Below are 18,221 nucleotides of genomic sequence, written 5' to 3' on the forward strand. Positions count from 1 at the left end.
AATGCGCGCCACACCGAAACGAAGGGTGATTAGCTCAGCTGGGAGAGCATCTGCCTTACAAGCAGAGGGTCGGCGGTTCGATCCCGTCATCACCCACCATTCGCTTCATGTGTTACGCGCAGCGGTAGTTCAGTCGGTTAGAATACCGGCCTGTCACGCCGGGGGTCGCGGGTTCGAGTCCCGTCCGCTGCGCCATATTCGGTCACCTGGAACGCTGAACGCCAGGTCACCACAGAAAGCCCGCTTAATCGCGGGCTTTTCTTTGTCCGGAATATGGCAAAAAATCGTACGCGGAACTTTTTTTAAATAAATTGCATTTAAATCAAGACATTACGATTTTTTGGTGTATGATGCGCCCACACCGAAACGAAGGGTGATTAGCTCAGCTGGGAGAGCATCTGCCTTACAAGCAGAGGGTCGGCGGTTCGATCCCGTCATCACCCACCATTCGCTTCAAGTGTTACGCGCAGCGGTAGTTCAGTCGGTTAGAATACCGGCCTGTCACGCCGGGGGTCGCGGGTTCGAGTCCCGTCCGCTGCGCCATATTTTGCTTCCAGGCCCACTGAACACCTGGAAACTACGAACAAAGCGGCCATTGGCCGCTTTTTTTGTGCCCGGATTTTTTCTCGCCGTTCCTCTCCAACCATAGCGTTCGCTCGCCCATCCTAGCGTCCTCATCGTCTTATTTGGGTCGCCAATCCTGCGCTGTCAATCGTCACGCCTTCAGGGTTCGTGCGCAGCCTCTATCCCTATTGAAGAACCTTGTCAATCCTAAGTGCTGATAGGAGTGCCAGTTCGTCTTGCTGCGGTAAGGTCTCGTGGACATTGGTTCTAACGGAACGGCCGAAGATGAATCGCACCTGCATGGCCATGCCTTATTTCGAAATCCCCGAACGTCACCTTGAAGCGTTCAAGGCGTATTGCGCCGTGTTTATCGAAAAGACCTCTAAAGAGCCCGGATGCCTGTACTACGGTTTCAGCTTCAATGGCACCCAAGGCCATTGCCGGGAGGTCTACAGCGATGCCCAAGGGCTTTTGAACCACTTGGTCAATATCGCTGAGCTGAATTCCGAGGCGTTTCACCTGGCTTCAATTGTTCGCTATGAAGTGCATGGGCCCCGAGAGGAGCTGGACAAGTTACGTGGCCCCCTGGCGTTTATGAAGCCGCAGTTCTTCGAACTGGAACAGTGTTTCAGCCGACCGTCTGTGGTGGCGTGAACCCGATGTATCTACAAGAGGCCTCAAGACATGTCAGTTGAACAATTACTCGGCCTGGGTGTGACGAACGCTGCGCGTGCGCCGCGTCAGCCTGCCTTCAGCCTGTTGTTTTTTTCCGATGTGCGCGAAGACATCAGCGCCAGCGAGAAATATGAGTTCGCTCGGTCGTTGACGTTGTTTGGCGATGCGCAGGGTTTTGAGGCCGTGTATTTTCCTGAGCGTCATTTCCACGAGTTTGGCGCGATTTACCCCGATTCCGCAGTAATGGCGGCGTCACTCATCCCCCAAACCCGACACATTCGTTTTCGCACCGCAGGCATCAGTTTGCCCCTGCATCACCCGGCGCGCGTGGTCGAAAGTTGGTCGATGAACGATGTACTCTCTGGCGGAAGGGTAGACCTTGGGTTCGGCTCAGGTTGGAGCCGGCCTGATTTTCTCTTGGCGCCGCACGCCTACGAGGACCGGCGCGAGGTGATGTGGCAACGCATCGAGCAGGTACGTCGCTTATGGGCGGGTGAGCGCCTTTCATTCCCGGGGCCTGGTGGCGATCCAGTGTCGGTCGTCACCTTTCCCCGTCCCCTACAGACCAGCCTGAATGTCTGGATCCTGGTAGCGCAGAATACAGAGTCGTTCATTGCCGCTGGCAAGGCGGGTTTCAACGTCTTCACGATGTTGTACGGCATTGACCTGCCGGACCTGGCCGAAAAAATTGGGCTTTATCGCCAAGCGCGCCGCGATGCGGGATTCGACCCGGCTTCCGGGCGCGTCACCCTTATGCTGCATACCCTGGTCGGGCCCGATAGCGCCTGGGTTCGCCGAGCCGTCGAAGCACCGTTCAAAGACTATATCCGCAGCTCACTGGTAGCCCACATGAAAGCACGGGCGACGCCTGACGGTCGTCCCCTGGATGCCACAGAGCAGGAAAACGTCCTGCAATACGCATTTGAGCGGTATTACGAAACCGGCGCGTTGTTCGGTACGGTCGATGAGGTTCGGTATCGAGTCGGCCAAGTGCTTGAGACCGGCGTCGATGAGATTGCCTGCCTGATGGATTTCGGCGTGGACTACGCCGTGGTGCATCAGTCCTTGCCCTACCTTGAACAACTCGTAGCCTCGTTCCAGGAGCGGTCAGCACAGTGAATATCGAACGCAAGAAAGCTCGCCTCGCCGCCGCCATCAATGCCTCGCTCAAGGCCCAGCCTGCCCCGTCCTTTCCTGAACCGGTGGCGATCATCGGGTTGTCCGCCAACGTCGCGCAGTCGGCTAGCGTACGTCAGTTCTGGCAGGCGCTGGATGATGATCGTTCGTTGATCGAGGAGATCCCGGCGACGCGCTTTGACTTCACGTCCTGGTACGCCGGATCGAATATTGAAGAAGGGAAAATGCGCACCCGTTGGGGCGGGTTTATACCCGCCATCGATCAATTCGATCCGGTCTTTTTTGGCATGTTGCCGGCGGAGGCGCGCAAGATGGATCCGCAACAACGCTTGTTGCTGATGTCGGTGCGCCAGACGTTTGAAGACGCCGGTTATCGCCACACTGACTGGAAAGGCTCGGCCACCGGTGTATTTATCGCCGCCGAGCGTAACGAATACCACCTCAACCTACTCCAGGCCCAGATTGATCCCGGCGAAGGGCTGGACCAGGCGGCCAGTATGCTCGCCAACCGGGTGTCACATTTCTATGACCTGCGTGGGCCAAGCGAACGAATCGATGCGATGTGTGCCGGCGGTGCCGTCGCGCTTCATCACGCGGTCACCGCGCTGCGCAGTGGCCAGATCAATGCTGCGATCGTCGGTGCCTGCAACTTGCTGCTGCGCCCGGACGTGTTCGTGACGTTGTCGCAAAGCGGGCAAATGAGCCCCGAACCGACCGTGAGATCCTTCGGCGCCGGCGCTGACGGCTACCTGCGCGGCGAAGGCGTGTGCAGCCTGTTGCTCAAGCCGTTGTCGAAGGCTGAGGCCGACGGCGATCATATTTATGGGCTGATCCGCAATACGGCGGTCAATTACAACGGCGGCGACGCGGCGTCAATCGCTGCGCCCAGTGTGTCCGCACATTCAAGCCTGGTACAGGATTGCTACCGACGGGCGGGGATCGATCCACGCCACGTCAGCTACATCGAAGCCCAGGGCATGGGCAACCCCGTGGCAGATATCGCTGAGTGGGATGCCCTTAATCATGGCTTGCTGGCCTTGGGACGGGAGCAAGGCGTGCAGTTGCAGGAAGGCCAGTGCGCTATCAGCACGCTCAAGCCGATGAGCGGACATATGCATGCCGCTTCAGCTATTGGCGCGCTATTCAAGATCATCCGCAGCTTGCAGACCGAAAAGATTCATAAAATCCTCGACTTTGAGCAGCCCAATCTCCACCTGCATACCGCCGGACAGCCTTGCAGGCTCGCTACCCATACCGTTGATTGGCCACGCCAGGCTACCCCGCGCCTGGCGGGTTTGCATTCCTATGGCGCAGGCGGAAACAACGCACACATTTTAGTCGAAGAATACGTGCACCAAGCGCCCGGTCGTGTGGTGCCGAGTCAGGCCCCATTGCTGTTCCCCCTTAGCGCGCCGACCCCGGCGCTGCTGGCGCTGCTCGCGGCACAAATGCACCAGGCCTTGATCGATGAGCCGACGCTGTGCCTGGAAAGTGTCAGCGACACGCTCAAATTCGGGCGCGAGAAATTTGCCGCCGCCGTGGTCATCGTGGCCATGGAGCGCCCAGGCTTGCTCGATGTGCTAGCCCAGTTACACACGGGCGATCTTACGGGCGCAGTTGTCTTCGCCAAGGACGTCGCAGCGCCTACGGACGCGGCGCTTGACCCTTGGGCCGAGCTCTGGCTGGCGGGTGAGCGCCCGATGGCGAAGGCCACCCGCGCACCACGGGTGCCCCTGCCGACGACCCCCTTTGATACCCAGTCGTTCTGGTATGACGCGCCTGCACCCATGGCGGCGTATCCGGCTCCTGGTACATCGCGTACAGGGCGCCGAGCCTGGAGCCCGGACGCCGCCGAGCAAGCGGTACGTGAAGCATTGGCCCAAGCGCTGGAACAGCCTGCGGCATCACTGGATCTGGACGCGCAGTTCAGTGAGTTGGGTTTTGATTCGATGATGGTGCGTCAACTCTGCCGGCATATGCGCGACCAGGACATCGTGGTCGAGCCAGCGGTACTGTTCGAGCACGCTACGCCGGCGCGACTGGTGGCCTGGCTGGCTTGCGCGCCTGCGCAGCGCATTGCCGCCCCTTACCACCTGCCCAGTCCGGGCGCGCGTGGGCAGATCGCGATAATCGGCATGGCCGGGGTATATCCCAAGTCAGCGGATTTGTCGGCGTTCTGGGATTGCCTGGCAAACGCAGGGGACTGCATCGAAACCGTGCCCGAGCAACGCTGGAGCCTTGACGAGCATTTTAACGCGGACCGCCAGCGTGCGATCCAAGAGGGTAAAAGCTACGGTAAATGGGGTGGTTTCATCGAAGGCCTGGATGACTTCGACCCAATGTTCTTTAACTTTTCCCTGGCCGAAGCTACCTACATGCACCCCAAGGAACGTCAATTCATCCAGTGCGCATGGCATGCCCTGGAAGATGCCGGGTATACGCCTGCGTCTCTGGAGCAGGAGAAGGTCGGCGTATTCGTGGGAGTGTCCAAGGCCGGGCACGATAACTATAAAGATTCGTTTTTTTCGATCGCCAACCGCGTGTCTTATCGCTTCGGGTTTACCGGGCCTAGCCTGCCCGTGGATACCGCCTGTTCTTCTTCGCTGACCGCGGTGCATGAGGCCTGCCTGCACTTGCAGGCAGGCGAGTGCACCGTGGCGGTTGTCGGTGGCGTCAATGCCTACACCCACCCTTCCACCTTTGCCGAGTTCGCACGACTGGGCGTGTTATCCGCCGATGGCAAGTCGCGAGCGTTCGGTGCGGGGGCCAATGGGTTTGTTCCCGGCGAAGGAGTGGGGGCGCTGTTGCTAAAGCCGCTGGAACGCGCGCTGGCGGACGGTGATATGGTTCACGGCGTCATCGCCGCCAGTGCGGTCAACCATGGCGGCAAAGCCAATGGCTACACGGTGCCCAACCCCGAAGCCCAGCGCGCCATGATTCGCCTGGCATTGGACCGGGCCGGCGTCAGTGCTGACCAGGTTACCTATGTGGAGGCCCACGGCACCGGTACGGCGCTGGGCGATCCCATCGAATTTCGCGGCCTGGTCGAGGCGTTTCGCCAGGACACCGAGCGCACCGGCTTCTGTCGCCTGGGGTCGGTCAAGAGCAACATCGGCCATCTTGAAGCTGCGGCTGGTATTGCCGGCCTGAGCAAGGTCCTCCTGCAGATGCGCCACGGGCAAATCGCGCCGTCGCTGCATTCGCAGCAGATGAACCCGGATATCGACGCCAGCCTCTCGCCTTTTCGCGTGCCTCAGGCGCTGGAACCGTGGGACGTCGACGGCGAGGGCGCGCAAGAGCGCATTGCATGCCTGTCATCCTTCGGTGCCGGCGGTGCCAATGCCCACGTGATCCTGCGCCAGGCCCCTGTGCGTGCCGAACCCGCCGAAGATGTGCGGGCCGACTACCTGATTGTCCTTTCGGCACGCCATGAGGCTGCACTTGTACGACAAGTGGACACCTTGTTAGTGTTTCTGGAACGCAATCCGTCGCTGCCCTTGCGTGACATTGCCTACACGCTGCAGGTGGGCCGCCAGGCCATGAATGCGCGATTGAGTTGCATCGCCACCTCGACTGCCGACCTCATGGATGCATTGCGTCGCTATTGTGCCGGTGAGGCCCACCCGGGCGTGCAGTCCACGACGCTCAAGGACGCCGACCGCCTGAGTTTGTTCGGTCAAGATGAATCAGCGCTGACGTTGCTTGATCAGTGGTATGCCGAGAGCAAATGGGCGCAATTAGCCCAGTTATGGAGAGCGGGGGAGGTGATCGACTGGGCGCGCCTGGTGGCGCCGGGTACTGCCCGTCGTATCAGTTTGCCGGGCTATTCGTTCGACCGTGAACCCATCCCCAGGGCACCGCAACTGGTGCCGCTTGGCAGCGTGGCCCGGCCCCCGGCGCAGCCTGGCAGGGCGCCCGTACCACCTACCACCGCCGCGACATTATTGGTGCGCCCGCGCTGGCAGCCGGTGCAGGCCTCACCTGCGGCGGCGGCGCCTCGGCGGCGCCACGTCATCCTGTGTGAGTGGCCTGGAGAACGGTCGGATCATCCAGGGTGGCAGGTGCTGACGCCAAAGGGCTTGCCGACAGAACGCTACGTGCACTGTGTCGGGCAAATTGCTGAGCATTTGCGCCAGATCATTGTCGATGCGGCGCACGAAGTTATCTCGGTACAAGTGGTAATACCCGTCAATCGGTCTGCGTGGCTGAGTGGCATTCATGGGCTGCTGAGGTCGGCGCAACTTGAAAGCAGCAAGCTGCGAACGCAGTTGGTTGAAATCGACCAGAGCTTCACTTTTACGCAGGTTCGGCACGCCGTGGAGCAGGCTGCGGCCCTGGAGGTTCATCCGTGGTTGCGGTTCGACGCTCAAGGTGGCCATGCCCGTCAGTGGACGCAGGCGACAGTACTGGATGATACGCACCGCTGTAGGTGGAAGAACGCGGGTGTCTATCTGCTCACAGGGGGAATGGGCGGGTTGGCGCAGTGTTTCGCCGCCGATATTCTCAGCCGTGTCGAAGGCGCAACCGTGGTACTGGTGGGGCGCTCCCCCTTGGGCCAGGCCGGCCAGGATCGGCTGGATGCCCTGCGGCGCATGGGCGGCCAGGTCAGCTATGAGCAAGTCGATATCAGTGACGAGGCGGCTACCGAACGGCTCGTGGCTGATGTGCAAGCCCAGTACGGTGCGCTCAATGGTGTGCTGCATTGTGCAGGAACGCTGCACGATGAGTTCTTGCGTAATTTCAAACACCAACACGGCGATGGGGTGCTGGCGGCCAAGGTGGGCGGTACCTGGTCGATCGATCAGGCGACGCGTCACTGCGACCTGGACTGTTTCGTGCTGTTTTCATCCGCCGCGGCAGCCGTCGGGCACCCGGGCCAGGCGTTCTACGCGGCGGCCAACGGCTTCATGGATGGGTTCGCCGAACAGCGCACCCAGCAGGTCCAGATGGGCGAGCGTCGAGGCCGAACCGTTTCGATTGCCTGGGGGCTGTGGCGCGACGGCGGGATGCAATTGGATGCACAGGCCAGTGCGTTGCTGGAGCGTGAGTCGGGCATGATCCCGTTGAGTCGCGAACACGGCGTTGCGGCGTTTCATCAAGTGATGGACAGTGATGCGTGCCGAATCGTGGTGATAGAAGGGGATGAACAGCGCCTGCGCCGGCGTCTGCATCCGCTGTCGAACGAGGCGACGCTGCCCGCTGATACACGCATGCTTGACGTGGTGAAAAGGTTGGCGGGGCAAGTGCTCGGCATCGCGACCAGCGAGCTTGAGGGTGACCACGACTTTGATAGCTATGGGTTGGATCAGGCGCGCTTTAATCAATTGATCCAGGCACTTGAGCGCGAATGCGGGCTTGAGGTGTCGCCATTGGTTTATCGGCAAGTGCGTTGCCTCGACGATTTGGTGGCCCACCTGCCTGCCCAGCCACGCGCCGGCACTGCGCCGCGTGCCGTGGCCGGCACCGCCTCAGCGCAAGTGCTGCTCGAGCATGCGTTGCAAGTGCTCAAACGGGTGCTATCCCCTGTGGTGCAATGGCCGGAGGATCGTCTGGACAGTGATGAGCCGCTGGAGCGCTACGGGCTGGACTCGATGATGGTCATGACGATCACCGCCGCGCTGGAGGCGCAATTCGGCGCGCTGCCCAAAACCTTGTTCTTTGAGTATTCGACGCTGCGCGCCTTGGCCGCATACCTGTGTCGCGAGCATGCATCGACGTTGGTGGCGCTGGTCGCCGACGTAGCGGGCACGCTGGCGTCAGGCCCCGATGAGGCGCGGGTGGCCGGTATTGCCAGCCACGACCCCGTGCCTGCCGACGCCGCGCAATCGCCTGCATCCGCCAAGGAGACGTCGCAACGCTTTGACGTCGCCATCATCGGCCTTGCCGGGCGCTATCCCCAGGCCCGCACCCTGGAAGAGTTTTGGCAGGTACTCAGCCAAGGGCGCGACTGTATCAGTGAGATTCCCACCGAGCGCTGGGACCACTCCCGTTATTACAGCGCTGATGAAGACGCGCCGGGCAAGACCTACGCGCGCTGGGGCGGGTTCATTGATGGAGTGGCTGAATTTGATCCGGCGTTTTTCGGTATCTCGCCGCGTGAAGCGATGGCCATGGAGCCCCAGGAGCGCTTGTTCCTGCAGACCGCTCACGAGGCCATTGAAGACGCCGGTTATACCCGCCAGGGCCTGGCAGCCAGCGCCCGTCACGAAGATGCCGAGGGCATGGTCGGTGTATTCGTCGGCGTAACGTACGAAGAGTACCAACTGTATGGGGCGCAACAGACTGCCGAGGGGCGGCCGCTGGTGCTGTCCATGAGCCCATCGTCGATTGCCAATCGCGTTTCGTTCGTCAACGGTTTCCATGGGCCAAGCATGGCCATCGATGCGATGTGTGCGTCCTCACTGACGACTATTCACCTGGCCTGCCAGAGCCTGCACAGTGGCGAATGCCAAGTAGCGCTGGCCGGAGGCGTGAATGTATCGATTCACCCCGCCAAGTTCCTCATGCTGGGGGCAGGCAAATTTGCCTCCCGACGTGGCCGCTGTGAAAGCTTCGGTGCCAGTGGCAGCGGTTACGTGCCCAGTGAGGGTGTGGGGGCTGTACTGCTTAAACCGCTGCATCAGGCCCAGGCCGATGGCGACCGTATTTATGGAGTGATTCGCGGGAGTGCCATCAACCATGGCGGGCGAACCAACGGTTATGCAGTGCCTAATCCGGCAGCCCAGGCCGCGGTGATCAGCCGTGCCTTGCGCCAGGCGAACGTGCAGCCGCGGCAGATCGGTTATGTAGAAGCTCACGGCACGGGTACGGTGTTGGGCGACCCGATCGAGGTGGCCGGCCTGTCCCGTGCGTGGCGGGCTTACACGCCGGACCGGCAGTTCTGCGCCTTGGGGTCGGTCAAGTCCAATATCGGTCATTGCGAAAGCGCTGCGGGCATCGCCGGGTTGACCAAGGTATTGCTGCAAATGAAGCACGGACTGCTGGTGAGCTCACTGCACGCTGAAACGCTCAATCCCAATATCGACTTCAGCGAAACCCCCTTTCGTGTGCAGCGTACGCTGGCACCCTGGGAGCGCCCGCTCGGCTCCGATGGCGTCCCGGGCCTGCGCATGGCTGCCATTTCCTCCTTTGGCGCCGGCGGGGCCAATGCTCACCTGATCGTCAGCGAGGCGCCGCTGGCCCAAGCTGCTCACGCGGCGATGACAGTGACTGCGCCGTTACCCATCGTTCTCTCTGCACGCTCTCGCGAAGCCTTGCTGGAGGTGGCGCAGCGGCTCGTGGACTGGTGGTTGGACGCTGCGGCCAATCGCGAGCCAGACCTGCAAGCCCTGGCCTACACGCTGCAAGTGGGGCGCGAGGCCTGGGAGTGGCGGGTGGCGCTGTTGGTCACTTCGGGCGACGAACTGGTGCGTGAGCTGCGCGCCTTTATCGATGGCGCGCTAGAGGGGCCGTCCTGGTGGTCCGGCTGCCTTCCCGAGGCGCACAGCCTGGCGACGCGTCCCAGTGAGCAAGCCTGCGCCGCCATTCGGCAGATGTTCGACCAGGCTGACTTGGGGGGCATCCTGCGTCGCTGGGTGCAAGGCGAAGCGGTTGACTGGTCACCGCTGTATCACTCGCACCGTCCAGCGCGCCTTGGCCTGCCGACGTACCCGTTTGCCCGGCAACGTTATTGGGCGCCGAGTGAGGTGGCGGTCTCGGTTGAGTCTGTGGCGTCCGTGGCGCAGGGCGGCAAGATTCGCCTGCGTGCACTGGATACTTTGCCTGTGGCTGATAGCGCACCCATCGTGCCGCCCGCGCCGCGGATACTCAGCCAACCCGCGCCTTTAGCGGCCAAGGCGGCGCCGGTTGTCCCAGTGGCCGACGACGAATGTGCACAGTTCCTGCGCCAGAGCCTGGCGGCCATGCTGTATTGCGAGCCAGGCCAAATACGCGACGGCAGCCGCTTCCTGGAGTTGGGTCTGGACTCGGTGATCGCCGCGCAATGGATCCGTGAAATCAACAAGCACTACCAGTTGAAGATTCCCGCCGACGGCATTTATACCTATCCGGTATTCAAGGCCTTTACGCAATGGGTGGGCACCCAGCTTCAGCCAACTCAAGCAACGGCTGCGCCGGTCCAGCGCGAGCCAGTGGCATCGGCACCGCAGCCTGGCGCGCAGGCAAGTGCGCAACGCGAGTCGATCCAGGACTACCTCAAGCAAAGCCTGGGTGAACTGTTGTTTCTCGACCCTGGGCAGTTGCGCAGTGGCGCGCAGTTCCTGGACCTGGGAATGGACTCGGTCACAGGCACACAATGGATGCGCGGGGTCAGCCGGCACTTTTCCATTCAACTAGCGGCCGACGCGATCTACACCTGGCCCACGCTCAAGTCCCTGGCGGATGAGGTCGATCGCCGGGTGCAGGTTGTACACAGCTCCGATGACTTGCTCGATACGATCCTGAACCAGGTGCAGAGTGGCGCCTTGGCGGCTGACAGCGCTTGCGCAGTGGTCGAAGACGTGTTGGCGCAGCGGTAGCAACATGACTTTGAATGTCGCAGGTAAGTAACGATGAGAACTGCCTATTTGGCCTCCACCGCCTATGTCTTGGGTGAACAGGCCCATGATTATCGCGACGCGGCTTCTTTCGAGGCGGTGTGCAAGCAACACAGCATGCCCGATTTCGCCAGTGTGTTTGGCTGGGGCACCTACTGGCGTACGACACGCTCGGTCGGCGAACTGCTGGTTGAGTCAGTCGCCAGCACATTGGCCAGCAGCGGCTTACGGGGCTGTGACATTGATGCGCTGGTGGTGTGCAGCAGCAATTTCGAGTCGGGCCAGGTGGTGGACTATCTGCCGCTGCTGCGCGAGCTGCAACTGGATCGCGCCTTCCCGCTGGGCGTGACATGGGGCGATTGCACCATGCTGTTGGCAGGCCTTGAGGTCGCCCGCGCCCAGGTATTGGCCGGGCTGGACAATGTGCTGGTGGTCTCGGCCAATCGTATCGAAGACGAAGCTTTCCGGTTCCAGCATTACGCGTTGTTCAGTGACGGTGCTGCCAGTTGCCTGGTGACTTCAGGGCGCCGCCGCGGCTTCGAGATGCTCGGCAGCCTGGCCAGGTCAAATGCCGGGCTGGCACACGACCCCAAGGAGGATGACACCCGGCTGTTCCGTGAGGTGCATGAGCAGTTTATGTACCGCCAGCAGATTAATACGGCGGACCTGGAACAGGTGGTGTGCAGCAACGTGTTCCTGCCAGTGCTCAAGATCAAGGAAGGCCGGCAGGGGGTGAGCGGTACACAGTTGTATGTGGATAACGTGACGCGGGTGGGGCATTGTTTTTCCGCTGATTCGCTGATCAACCTGTGCGATTACCAGGCGCGTGCGCAGCAGGTGCATGGCGGCCTGGTGATGTTGACTGCCAATGCCGATGGGCTGCGCTGCCAGACATTGTTGCAACGGGTGAGTGATGCCTGAAACCGGCGGGCTACCTTGGCTGTATGGGCAAACCTATAACCGCTCATAGGTTTGGTCAGGATCGAATTCTTGTAAGTTGAGAATGATGTGGGGTCGCCTGGCGGCCATTCCTCAAGAATTCTCCAAGGGTCGATACTGAACATGGTCAAAGACTTCGACAGCAATGAGAATGCCGGCAATGCGTCCGGGTCGGATACCCACCCGCATGCTTTCGACATTGCGATTATCGGGCTGGCGGGCCGCTATCCCCAGGCCGAAAATATCGAGGAGCTTTGGGAAAACCTCAAGCTGGGTCGCGATTGCATTACCACGGTCCCTTCGCAACGTTGGGACCACGACGCGATCTATGACCCATCCAAGGGTGTCTCCGGCAAGACCTACAGCAAGTGGGGCGGCTTCCTGCGTGGAGTCGATGAATTCGATCCGCGCTTTTTCAACATTTCACCGCGTGAAGCCGAGATCATGGACCCGCAGGAGCGCCTGTTTCTGCAGTGCGCCTACCACGTGCTCGAGGACGCCGGCTACACACGCCAGAGCTTGAGCGCCAAAGGCCGGGTTGGCGTCTATGTTGGCGTTCAGTACACCGAATACACCGCCTTCAGCACCGCACAGACGCTGGTCGCCGCACTGCCTGCCTCCATCGCCAACCGCGTGTCATTCTTCTGTGATTTTCGCGGCCCCAGCCTCACGCTCGACAGCATGTGCTCATCCTCGCTGACCACTATTCACCTGGCGTGTCAGAGCCTGCGCAGTGGCGAGTCGGAGTACGCCATTGCCGGTGGCGTTAATGTGTCGATCCATCCCAACAAGTACCTGCTGCATGCCCAGGGCCGTTTCGCGTCCAGTGTGGGTTGCTGCAAGACCTTTGGCCAAGGGGGCGACGGCTATGTGCCGGCCGAAGGCGTGGGCGCCGTGTTGCTCAAACCGTTGCCCCAGGCCATCGCCGACGGCGACCGTATCCATGCAGTGATAAAGGGCAGTTCAATCAACCATGGCGGACGGGCGACCGGGTTTACCGTGCCCAAATCGTCGGCCCAGGCCGTGGCCGTGCGTTCGGCGTTGCACCAAGCCGGCCTGGCGTCCAGCGACCTGAGCTACATAGAAGCGCATGGCACCGGCACGGCCCTAGGCGACCTGATCGAAATCGAAGGTTTGCGCACCGTGTTCGAAGCTGACGGCTTTGAACCGCAAACCTGCGCCATCGGCTCGATCAAATCGAATATCGGCCATTGTGAAAGCGCCGCGGGGATAGCCGGCCTGACCAAGGTCTTGTTGCAGCTCAAGCACCGCCAGTTGGTGCCGTCGCTGCACTCCACGCAGCTCAATCGCAATATTGATTTTGCCGGCAGCCCGTTTCACGTCCAACAAACCCTGGAGCCCTGGCTACCCAAGGGCGCCGCCGATGCTGTGCAACCGCGCCGTGCAGGTATTTCGTCATTTGGTGCCGGCGGTTCGAACGCGCACCTGGTGGTCGAGGAGTATTCCCCCCAGGCGCAGGCCCACACCCACGTACCGACGTTGCCGAGCGACGTCCTCATCGTGCTGTCGGCACGCACGCATGAGCGCCTGCAGGCGGTAGCGGCGCTGTTGCTGGGGCGCCTGGAGCAAACGCCACTGGCCTGCGACCTGGCGGGTTTGCATGATCTTGCCTACACCTTGCAGGTGGGCCGCGAAGCCCTGGACGCGCGGGCCGCGTTCACGGCCCAATCAGTGCAGGTGCTCAAGGAACGCTTGGTTGCGTTGGCAGACGGGGCCCAGCATCCCGACGTGCTCATTGGCCAGGCGCTCAAGCCGGTACGCCTGCGTGCGGGCGAAACGGCGGTGCCAGTGCAATCGCCGGCCATGGACGATAACCAGGCGGTGATGCGTCACTGGGTCAGCGGCGGTCAGGTCGAGTGGGCGCAGTTGTATCAAGGGTTCCAGCCGGCCCGAATCAGCCTGCCGCTGTACCCGTTCGTTCGGGAACGCTGCTGGGTGCCACCTGCGCCGCAGACTGCAGTGCTCGGGCGCTTCGCTGCACCCGGCGACGGCCCGCATCCGCTGCTGTCACGACAGATCACGGCAGGTGACAGCCAGCAATTTGAAGCGCAGTTTTGCGGCGACGAATTTTTTCTCGACCACCACCGTGTCAACGGGCGCAAGGTGCTGCCGGGCGTGGTCTACCTCGAAATGGCGCTGGCGGCGCTTTCGCGGGTTTCTGGGCAAGCCGACCTGGCCCTGAACAGCATCCTGTGGGTGCGCCCCTTCGAGTGCTTTAACGATCCAGTCACCCTTACCCTGGCTGTGGAACAGGCTCGTAAGGGCAGCGGTTGGGAGTTCGAGTTCTTTGCCTGGCTTACCCGTGAGCCGGGGGGCGAACCGGTGCGCCAGGTCTATTGCCGCGGCCAGGCGTCGGTGCCTGCAGAGCCCGCCCCCCTGGCCCACCTGGACGTGAACGCACTCGCGGCGCTGGCGCAAGGCGCGGCGTCGACCACCGAGTTCTATCGCCATTTTGCCGCCGTGGGTATCGAATATGGCCCTGGCCATCAGGGCCTGCATGCCTTGCGTGGCGGCGCCGAGCAAGTGCTGGGGCATGTGCGCTTGCCAGACTTCCTCAAGCCGGGTGATGAGTTCCGCTTGCATCCTTGTCTGCTCGACAGTGCACTGCAGGCAGCCATGGGTTTCACCACAGGCAGTGAGTCATCGCAAGGGCCCCAGGTGCCTTTCTCCCTGGAGCAATTGACCCTGGGCCGTTCCAGGCGCACACCCGCCTGGGTGAGGCTTACTGCACACACATCGGGTGGCGGTCGTGGCAGCTTTGCCTTCGATGTGGAGGTGTTCGACGCTCAAGGCGAGCCCTGTGTGCATCTGCATGGCCTGCGCTCACGGGTCATGGCACGAGCGCCTGCGCCGCCCAGCCTGGCCTTGATGACACCCGGCCTTGAGGCATTTGTCGAACCTGCTTGGGCCGGCCTTTCACACGCTCACCGGATTTACCTGTGCCCGGGCAGCGAAGCTCACGCCGCCCAGGTTACCGAGCACTTTCCCCAAGCCCAATGCGTACTGCTCGAATCCGGCGATGATCAGGGGCTGACATTGCCTGAGCGCTACTGCCGGGCCGCGCAAGCATTGAGCGAGCACCTGCGCCAATTACCGCACGACGGGCAAGGTTGCCTGGCGCAACTGGTCGTCGCCGACGACGATAGCTCAGGCCTGTTCGCCGGGTTGTTCGGGCTGCTGCGATCATTTGCCCGCGAGCAAACTTCATTGCGGGTGCAACTGCTCCACCTGCAGCCGGGCGATGCGTTGCCGCCACTGCTGCAGAGCGCCTGCACCGCAGATGCGGAACTCGCCCTGCACCGTCGTGATGGTCAACTGTTCAGCGCCAGCTGGCAGCGCCGGCCTGACGAACAACTGCCGGCCGAGCCGGGTGCCGCGCCGTGGAAACCTACGGGGGTTTACCTGCTCACGGGAGCTTCTGGCGCCTTGGCACGCAGCATCGCGCTGGATATCGCCCGCGCAGCAGAGGGCGTGAGCCTGGTACTGGTGGGGCGTGGAGTGCCGGATGACGACATGGCGGCCCATATCGAGCAACTCGAGAGCTTGGGCGCGCAGGTGTTGCATCGCACGGCCGACCTCGCGGACGCGACAGCTTTACGCGCACTTGTGCAGGAAGTATCAGCTCGCGTGGGATCGCTCACGGGTGTGCTGCACATCGCCGGCTGTCGTCAGGATGGGTTGCTCAGGAACAAATCGGCCGAGCACCTGCGCCAGGTGTTGCTGCCCAAGGTTGACGGCCTGTGGAACCTGGACTGCGCGACGCAAGACCAGCCCCTGGAGTTCTTCCTGGCCTTTGCCTCCATCGCGGGTGCCTTGGGTAATGCGGGTCAAAGCGACTATGCCTGCGCCAACGCGTTCATGGATCAATTCGCTGAATATCGTAATCGACAGGTGGCTGACGGCACTCGACAGGGCCATACCATCGCGATCGACTGGCCGCTGTGGGAGGACGGAGGCATGCAGTTGAGCCCTGAGCACATGGGCGCGATGACCAAGGCAACCGGCCTGCGGCCTTTGGCGACGACGCAGGGACTACAGGTGCTGCGCCATATCATCCACCAAGGCGGCGCACGCTGGTTGGTACTGCCAGGGCAGGGCGCCACCTTCGAGGCACTGGTAGCCGGGCTTGGCGTGGGGGTTGCCGCTGCCGTGGCACCGCGCAGTCAGGTGGACCCAAGCGATACTTTGCGTGGGCTGGTCGGGCAGATCCTCAAAGTCGACGCGCAAGAGATCGACGACACCACGGCATTTGCGGACATGGGCTTTGACTCGGTGATGCTGACCGAGCTGGCAACCGCCATCAATCGCACCTACACACTCGAACTGGGTACCGCGGCGCTGTTTGAGCATCCGACGCTGCAAACACTGGCGGCGCACCTGCAAGGGGCGCGGACGGCCGAATCGCAGCCGCCGGCACCGGGCTTGACCCGGGCGCAGGTTGCCCAGGGCGTGCGGGAAGTGGTCGCCGAGGCCCTCAAAGTGCGTTTGGAGGACATCGGCGATGATGATCCCTGGAGTGACTACGGGATGGACTCGGTGAGCAGTGTCCAAATGACCGGGCTGCTCAACGAACGCTTCGATATCCAATTGGCCGCCGATACGTTCCAGGCTTTTGGCAACGTGGTTGAATTGACCACCGCGATTGCCGACATCCAGGTGGTGATGGCGTGTGCCGATATCGAGCGCCAGCCCAGCGCTGGCGGTGGGGTAATTGCTGATACAGCGCTGCTCGATGAGTTGGTGGCATTGGTGTGTCAATTGTTGAAAACCGTCGCGGGCGATATCGACCCGCACACCGATCTGCATGACTTCGGTTTCGACTCGGTACTGCTGACTCAACTGTTGGCACAGATCAGCAGTACCTACGGCGTCGAACTCGACCCCGGGAGTGTTCTGGAAGATGCGACCGTGGCCGGTTTGGTGGCTCAGGTACAGGCGCAGCGCCATGGCGCAGAGCCGGCTTCGCTGCGGGTGCCGCAGGTGCAGGAGCGCCCGGCTCCTCAACGCGTGGTTACCCTGGCGGAGCCTGAGCAACGGGCCGACCGGCAAAGCCCGGTCGTGGTGCTGTTATCGGCCGGCAGTGCGGCGCAGTTACGGCAGGTGGCGGACAACTTGTTGCACCTGATCGACGGCCAGGCCGACCATGACGTGGACCTGCACACCCTCGCCAGGGTGACCCAGGCCGGCAGTGGCTTGATGCCCGTACGGTTGGGGCTCAGTGTGGTCAGCCTGGAGGCATTGGCCGAGCAGTTGCGCGCCTATCTGCAAACCGATGAGCACAGCGCTTACGCTCAAGTGGGTAACGCCGAGGTCGATGCCAGTGTGCTCAATCGCGTCATGGCATTGCCAGGCCTGGCCGATCAAGTGCAGGGCTGGCTGGATCAAGGCGGCACCTTGCCGTTATTGCAGCTGTGGTCCCAGGGCCTGGACGTGGATTGGCGTTCGCTGGCGGGCGCGGACTCGCCAGCGTCCGCGCTCAGCCGCATGCCTGCGTCGCCGTTGCGTGAGCCCGCCCCGGTCGTGACGCTGCTCAATCACGCTGGCGAGCAAGGGCTCTTCTGTTTCCCCGCCGCGGGTGCGGGCGCGCAGTCTTTTCATGCATTGGCCGCGGCCCTTGGCGATGTCGCGCAGTTGCAGGTGCTGGAGTACCCACCGCTGGATACGCAGGCACCGCCAGATCTGTCGATGCAGCGCATGGTCGCTGCGCATGTTCATACCGTCACCCGTCGCTGCCCCGCTGGTGTCGTCCGTTTGCTCGGACACTCTTTTGGGGCCAGCGTGGCTTTCGAGGTGGCGGTTGAACTCCAGGCACGCGGACGCCAGGTGCAGTTGTTCATGCTCGACAGCTTTTTCTATGTGCCTCAAGAGCTTCAAGGTGAGGTGTTGACCAGCGCGCAGTTGCGCTACTTCCTGGGTGATACACCGCTCTGCGCACGCCTGCTGGACGCCCAGGACAAAGGCGCCGTGGTGTCCCTCAAGCAGGTACGCGAGCTGATGCGTGATGCCAGCCTCAACCAGGGCCCCGCACAGGGTCCGGGTGCATGGCTGGCGGCGCAGATCGCCATGAGTGTCGACTATCGCCCCACCCACACCTTCACCGGCGACACCTGCGTGATCATCGCGGCGCAAAGCATTCTCGGCGCAAGCAGTCTTCCCCACACCCTGGCGCGCTATTGCGCCTACCTGACCGCGAGCCCCCATGTGGCCACGGTGGACGGTGGCCATATGTCGATGCTCAACCCGGGCAACGTCCATACCTTGGCGCGTGCGCTACGCCTGCACCTTGATACACCGGGTGGTAAGTCCCAAGGGCGACGCGCAGGCGAATTCTGAAGGTGGAGCGGCAAGGCT

5 protein-coding genes and 4 tRNA genes are annotated in these 18,221 nt (G+C 62.1%); all 9 read left to right on the plus strand.

What is annotated here, in order from left to right; translation table 11 throughout:
* The first annotated feature begins 23 nt into the window (after window positions 1-23).
* The 9 genes from LJX92_RS09225 to LJX92_RS09265 all read left to right on the plus strand — a co-directional run bounded on the left by LJX92_RS09225 (window position 24) and on the right by LJX92_RS09265 (window position 18,203).
* A tRNA-Val gene (locus LJX92_RS09225) sits at window positions 24-99 on the plus strand.
* Between the two features lie 19 nt (window positions 100-118).
* Window positions 119-195: transfer RNA gene (locus LJX92_RS09230), tRNA-Asp, on the plus strand.
* Between the two features lie 176 nt (window positions 196-371).
* Window positions 372-447: transfer RNA gene (locus tag LJX92_RS09235), tRNA-Val, on the plus strand.
* A 19-nt stretch (window positions 448-466) separates the two neighbouring features.
* Window positions 467-543, plus strand: a tRNA-Asp gene (locus LJX92_RS09240).
* Between the two features lie 306 nt (window positions 544-849).
* On the plus strand, window positions 850-1,218 hold the full coding sequence (locus tag LJX92_RS09245; RefSeq protein ID WP_032877032.1) for a putative quinol monooxygenase: 369 nt from the start codon (window positions 850-852) through the stop codon (window positions 1,216-1,218).
* Between the two features lie 30 nt (window positions 1,219-1,248).
* The gene (locus tag LJX92_RS09250; protein WP_032877031.1) at window positions 1,249-2,358 is read left to right on the plus strand and encodes a MupA/Atu3671 family FMN-dependent luciferase-like monooxygenase; all 1,110 of its coding nucleotides are present in this window, start codon (window positions 1,249-1,251) and stop codon (window positions 2,356-2,358) included.
* Complete coding sequence (locus LJX92_RS09255) at window positions 2,355-10,892, plus strand: SDR family NAD(P)-dependent oxidoreductase (RefSeq protein ID WP_228309631.1); 8,538 nt, start codon at window positions 2,355-2,357, stop codon at window positions 10,890-10,892. The genes LJX92_RS09250 and LJX92_RS09255 overlap by 4 nt, the downstream gene beginning before the upstream one ends.
* Window positions 10,893-10,925: 33 nt before the next feature.
* Window positions 10,926-11,831 (plus strand): hypothetical protein, encoded by a 906-nt coding sequence (locus LJX92_RS09260; protein ID WP_228309632.1) that lies wholly within the window; start codon window positions 10,926-10,928, stop codon window positions 11,829-11,831.
* A gap of 141 nt (window positions 11,832-11,972) precedes the next feature.
* Window positions 11,973-18,203 carry an SDR family NAD(P)-dependent oxidoreductase gene (locus LJX92_RS09265; protein ID WP_228309634.1) on the plus strand — a complete coding sequence of 2,077 codons (6,231 nt, stop codon included), beginning with the start codon at window positions 11,973-11,975 and terminating at the stop codon, window positions 18,201-18,203.
* The last annotated feature ends 18 nt before the right edge of the window (window positions 18,204-18,221 follow it).

It is taken from the genome of Pseudomonas sp. HN8-3, from assembly GCF_020790195.1.
GTDB lineage: Bacteria > Pseudomonadota > Gammaproteobacteria > Pseudomonadales > Pseudomonadaceae > Aquipseudomonas > Aquipseudomonas synxantha_A.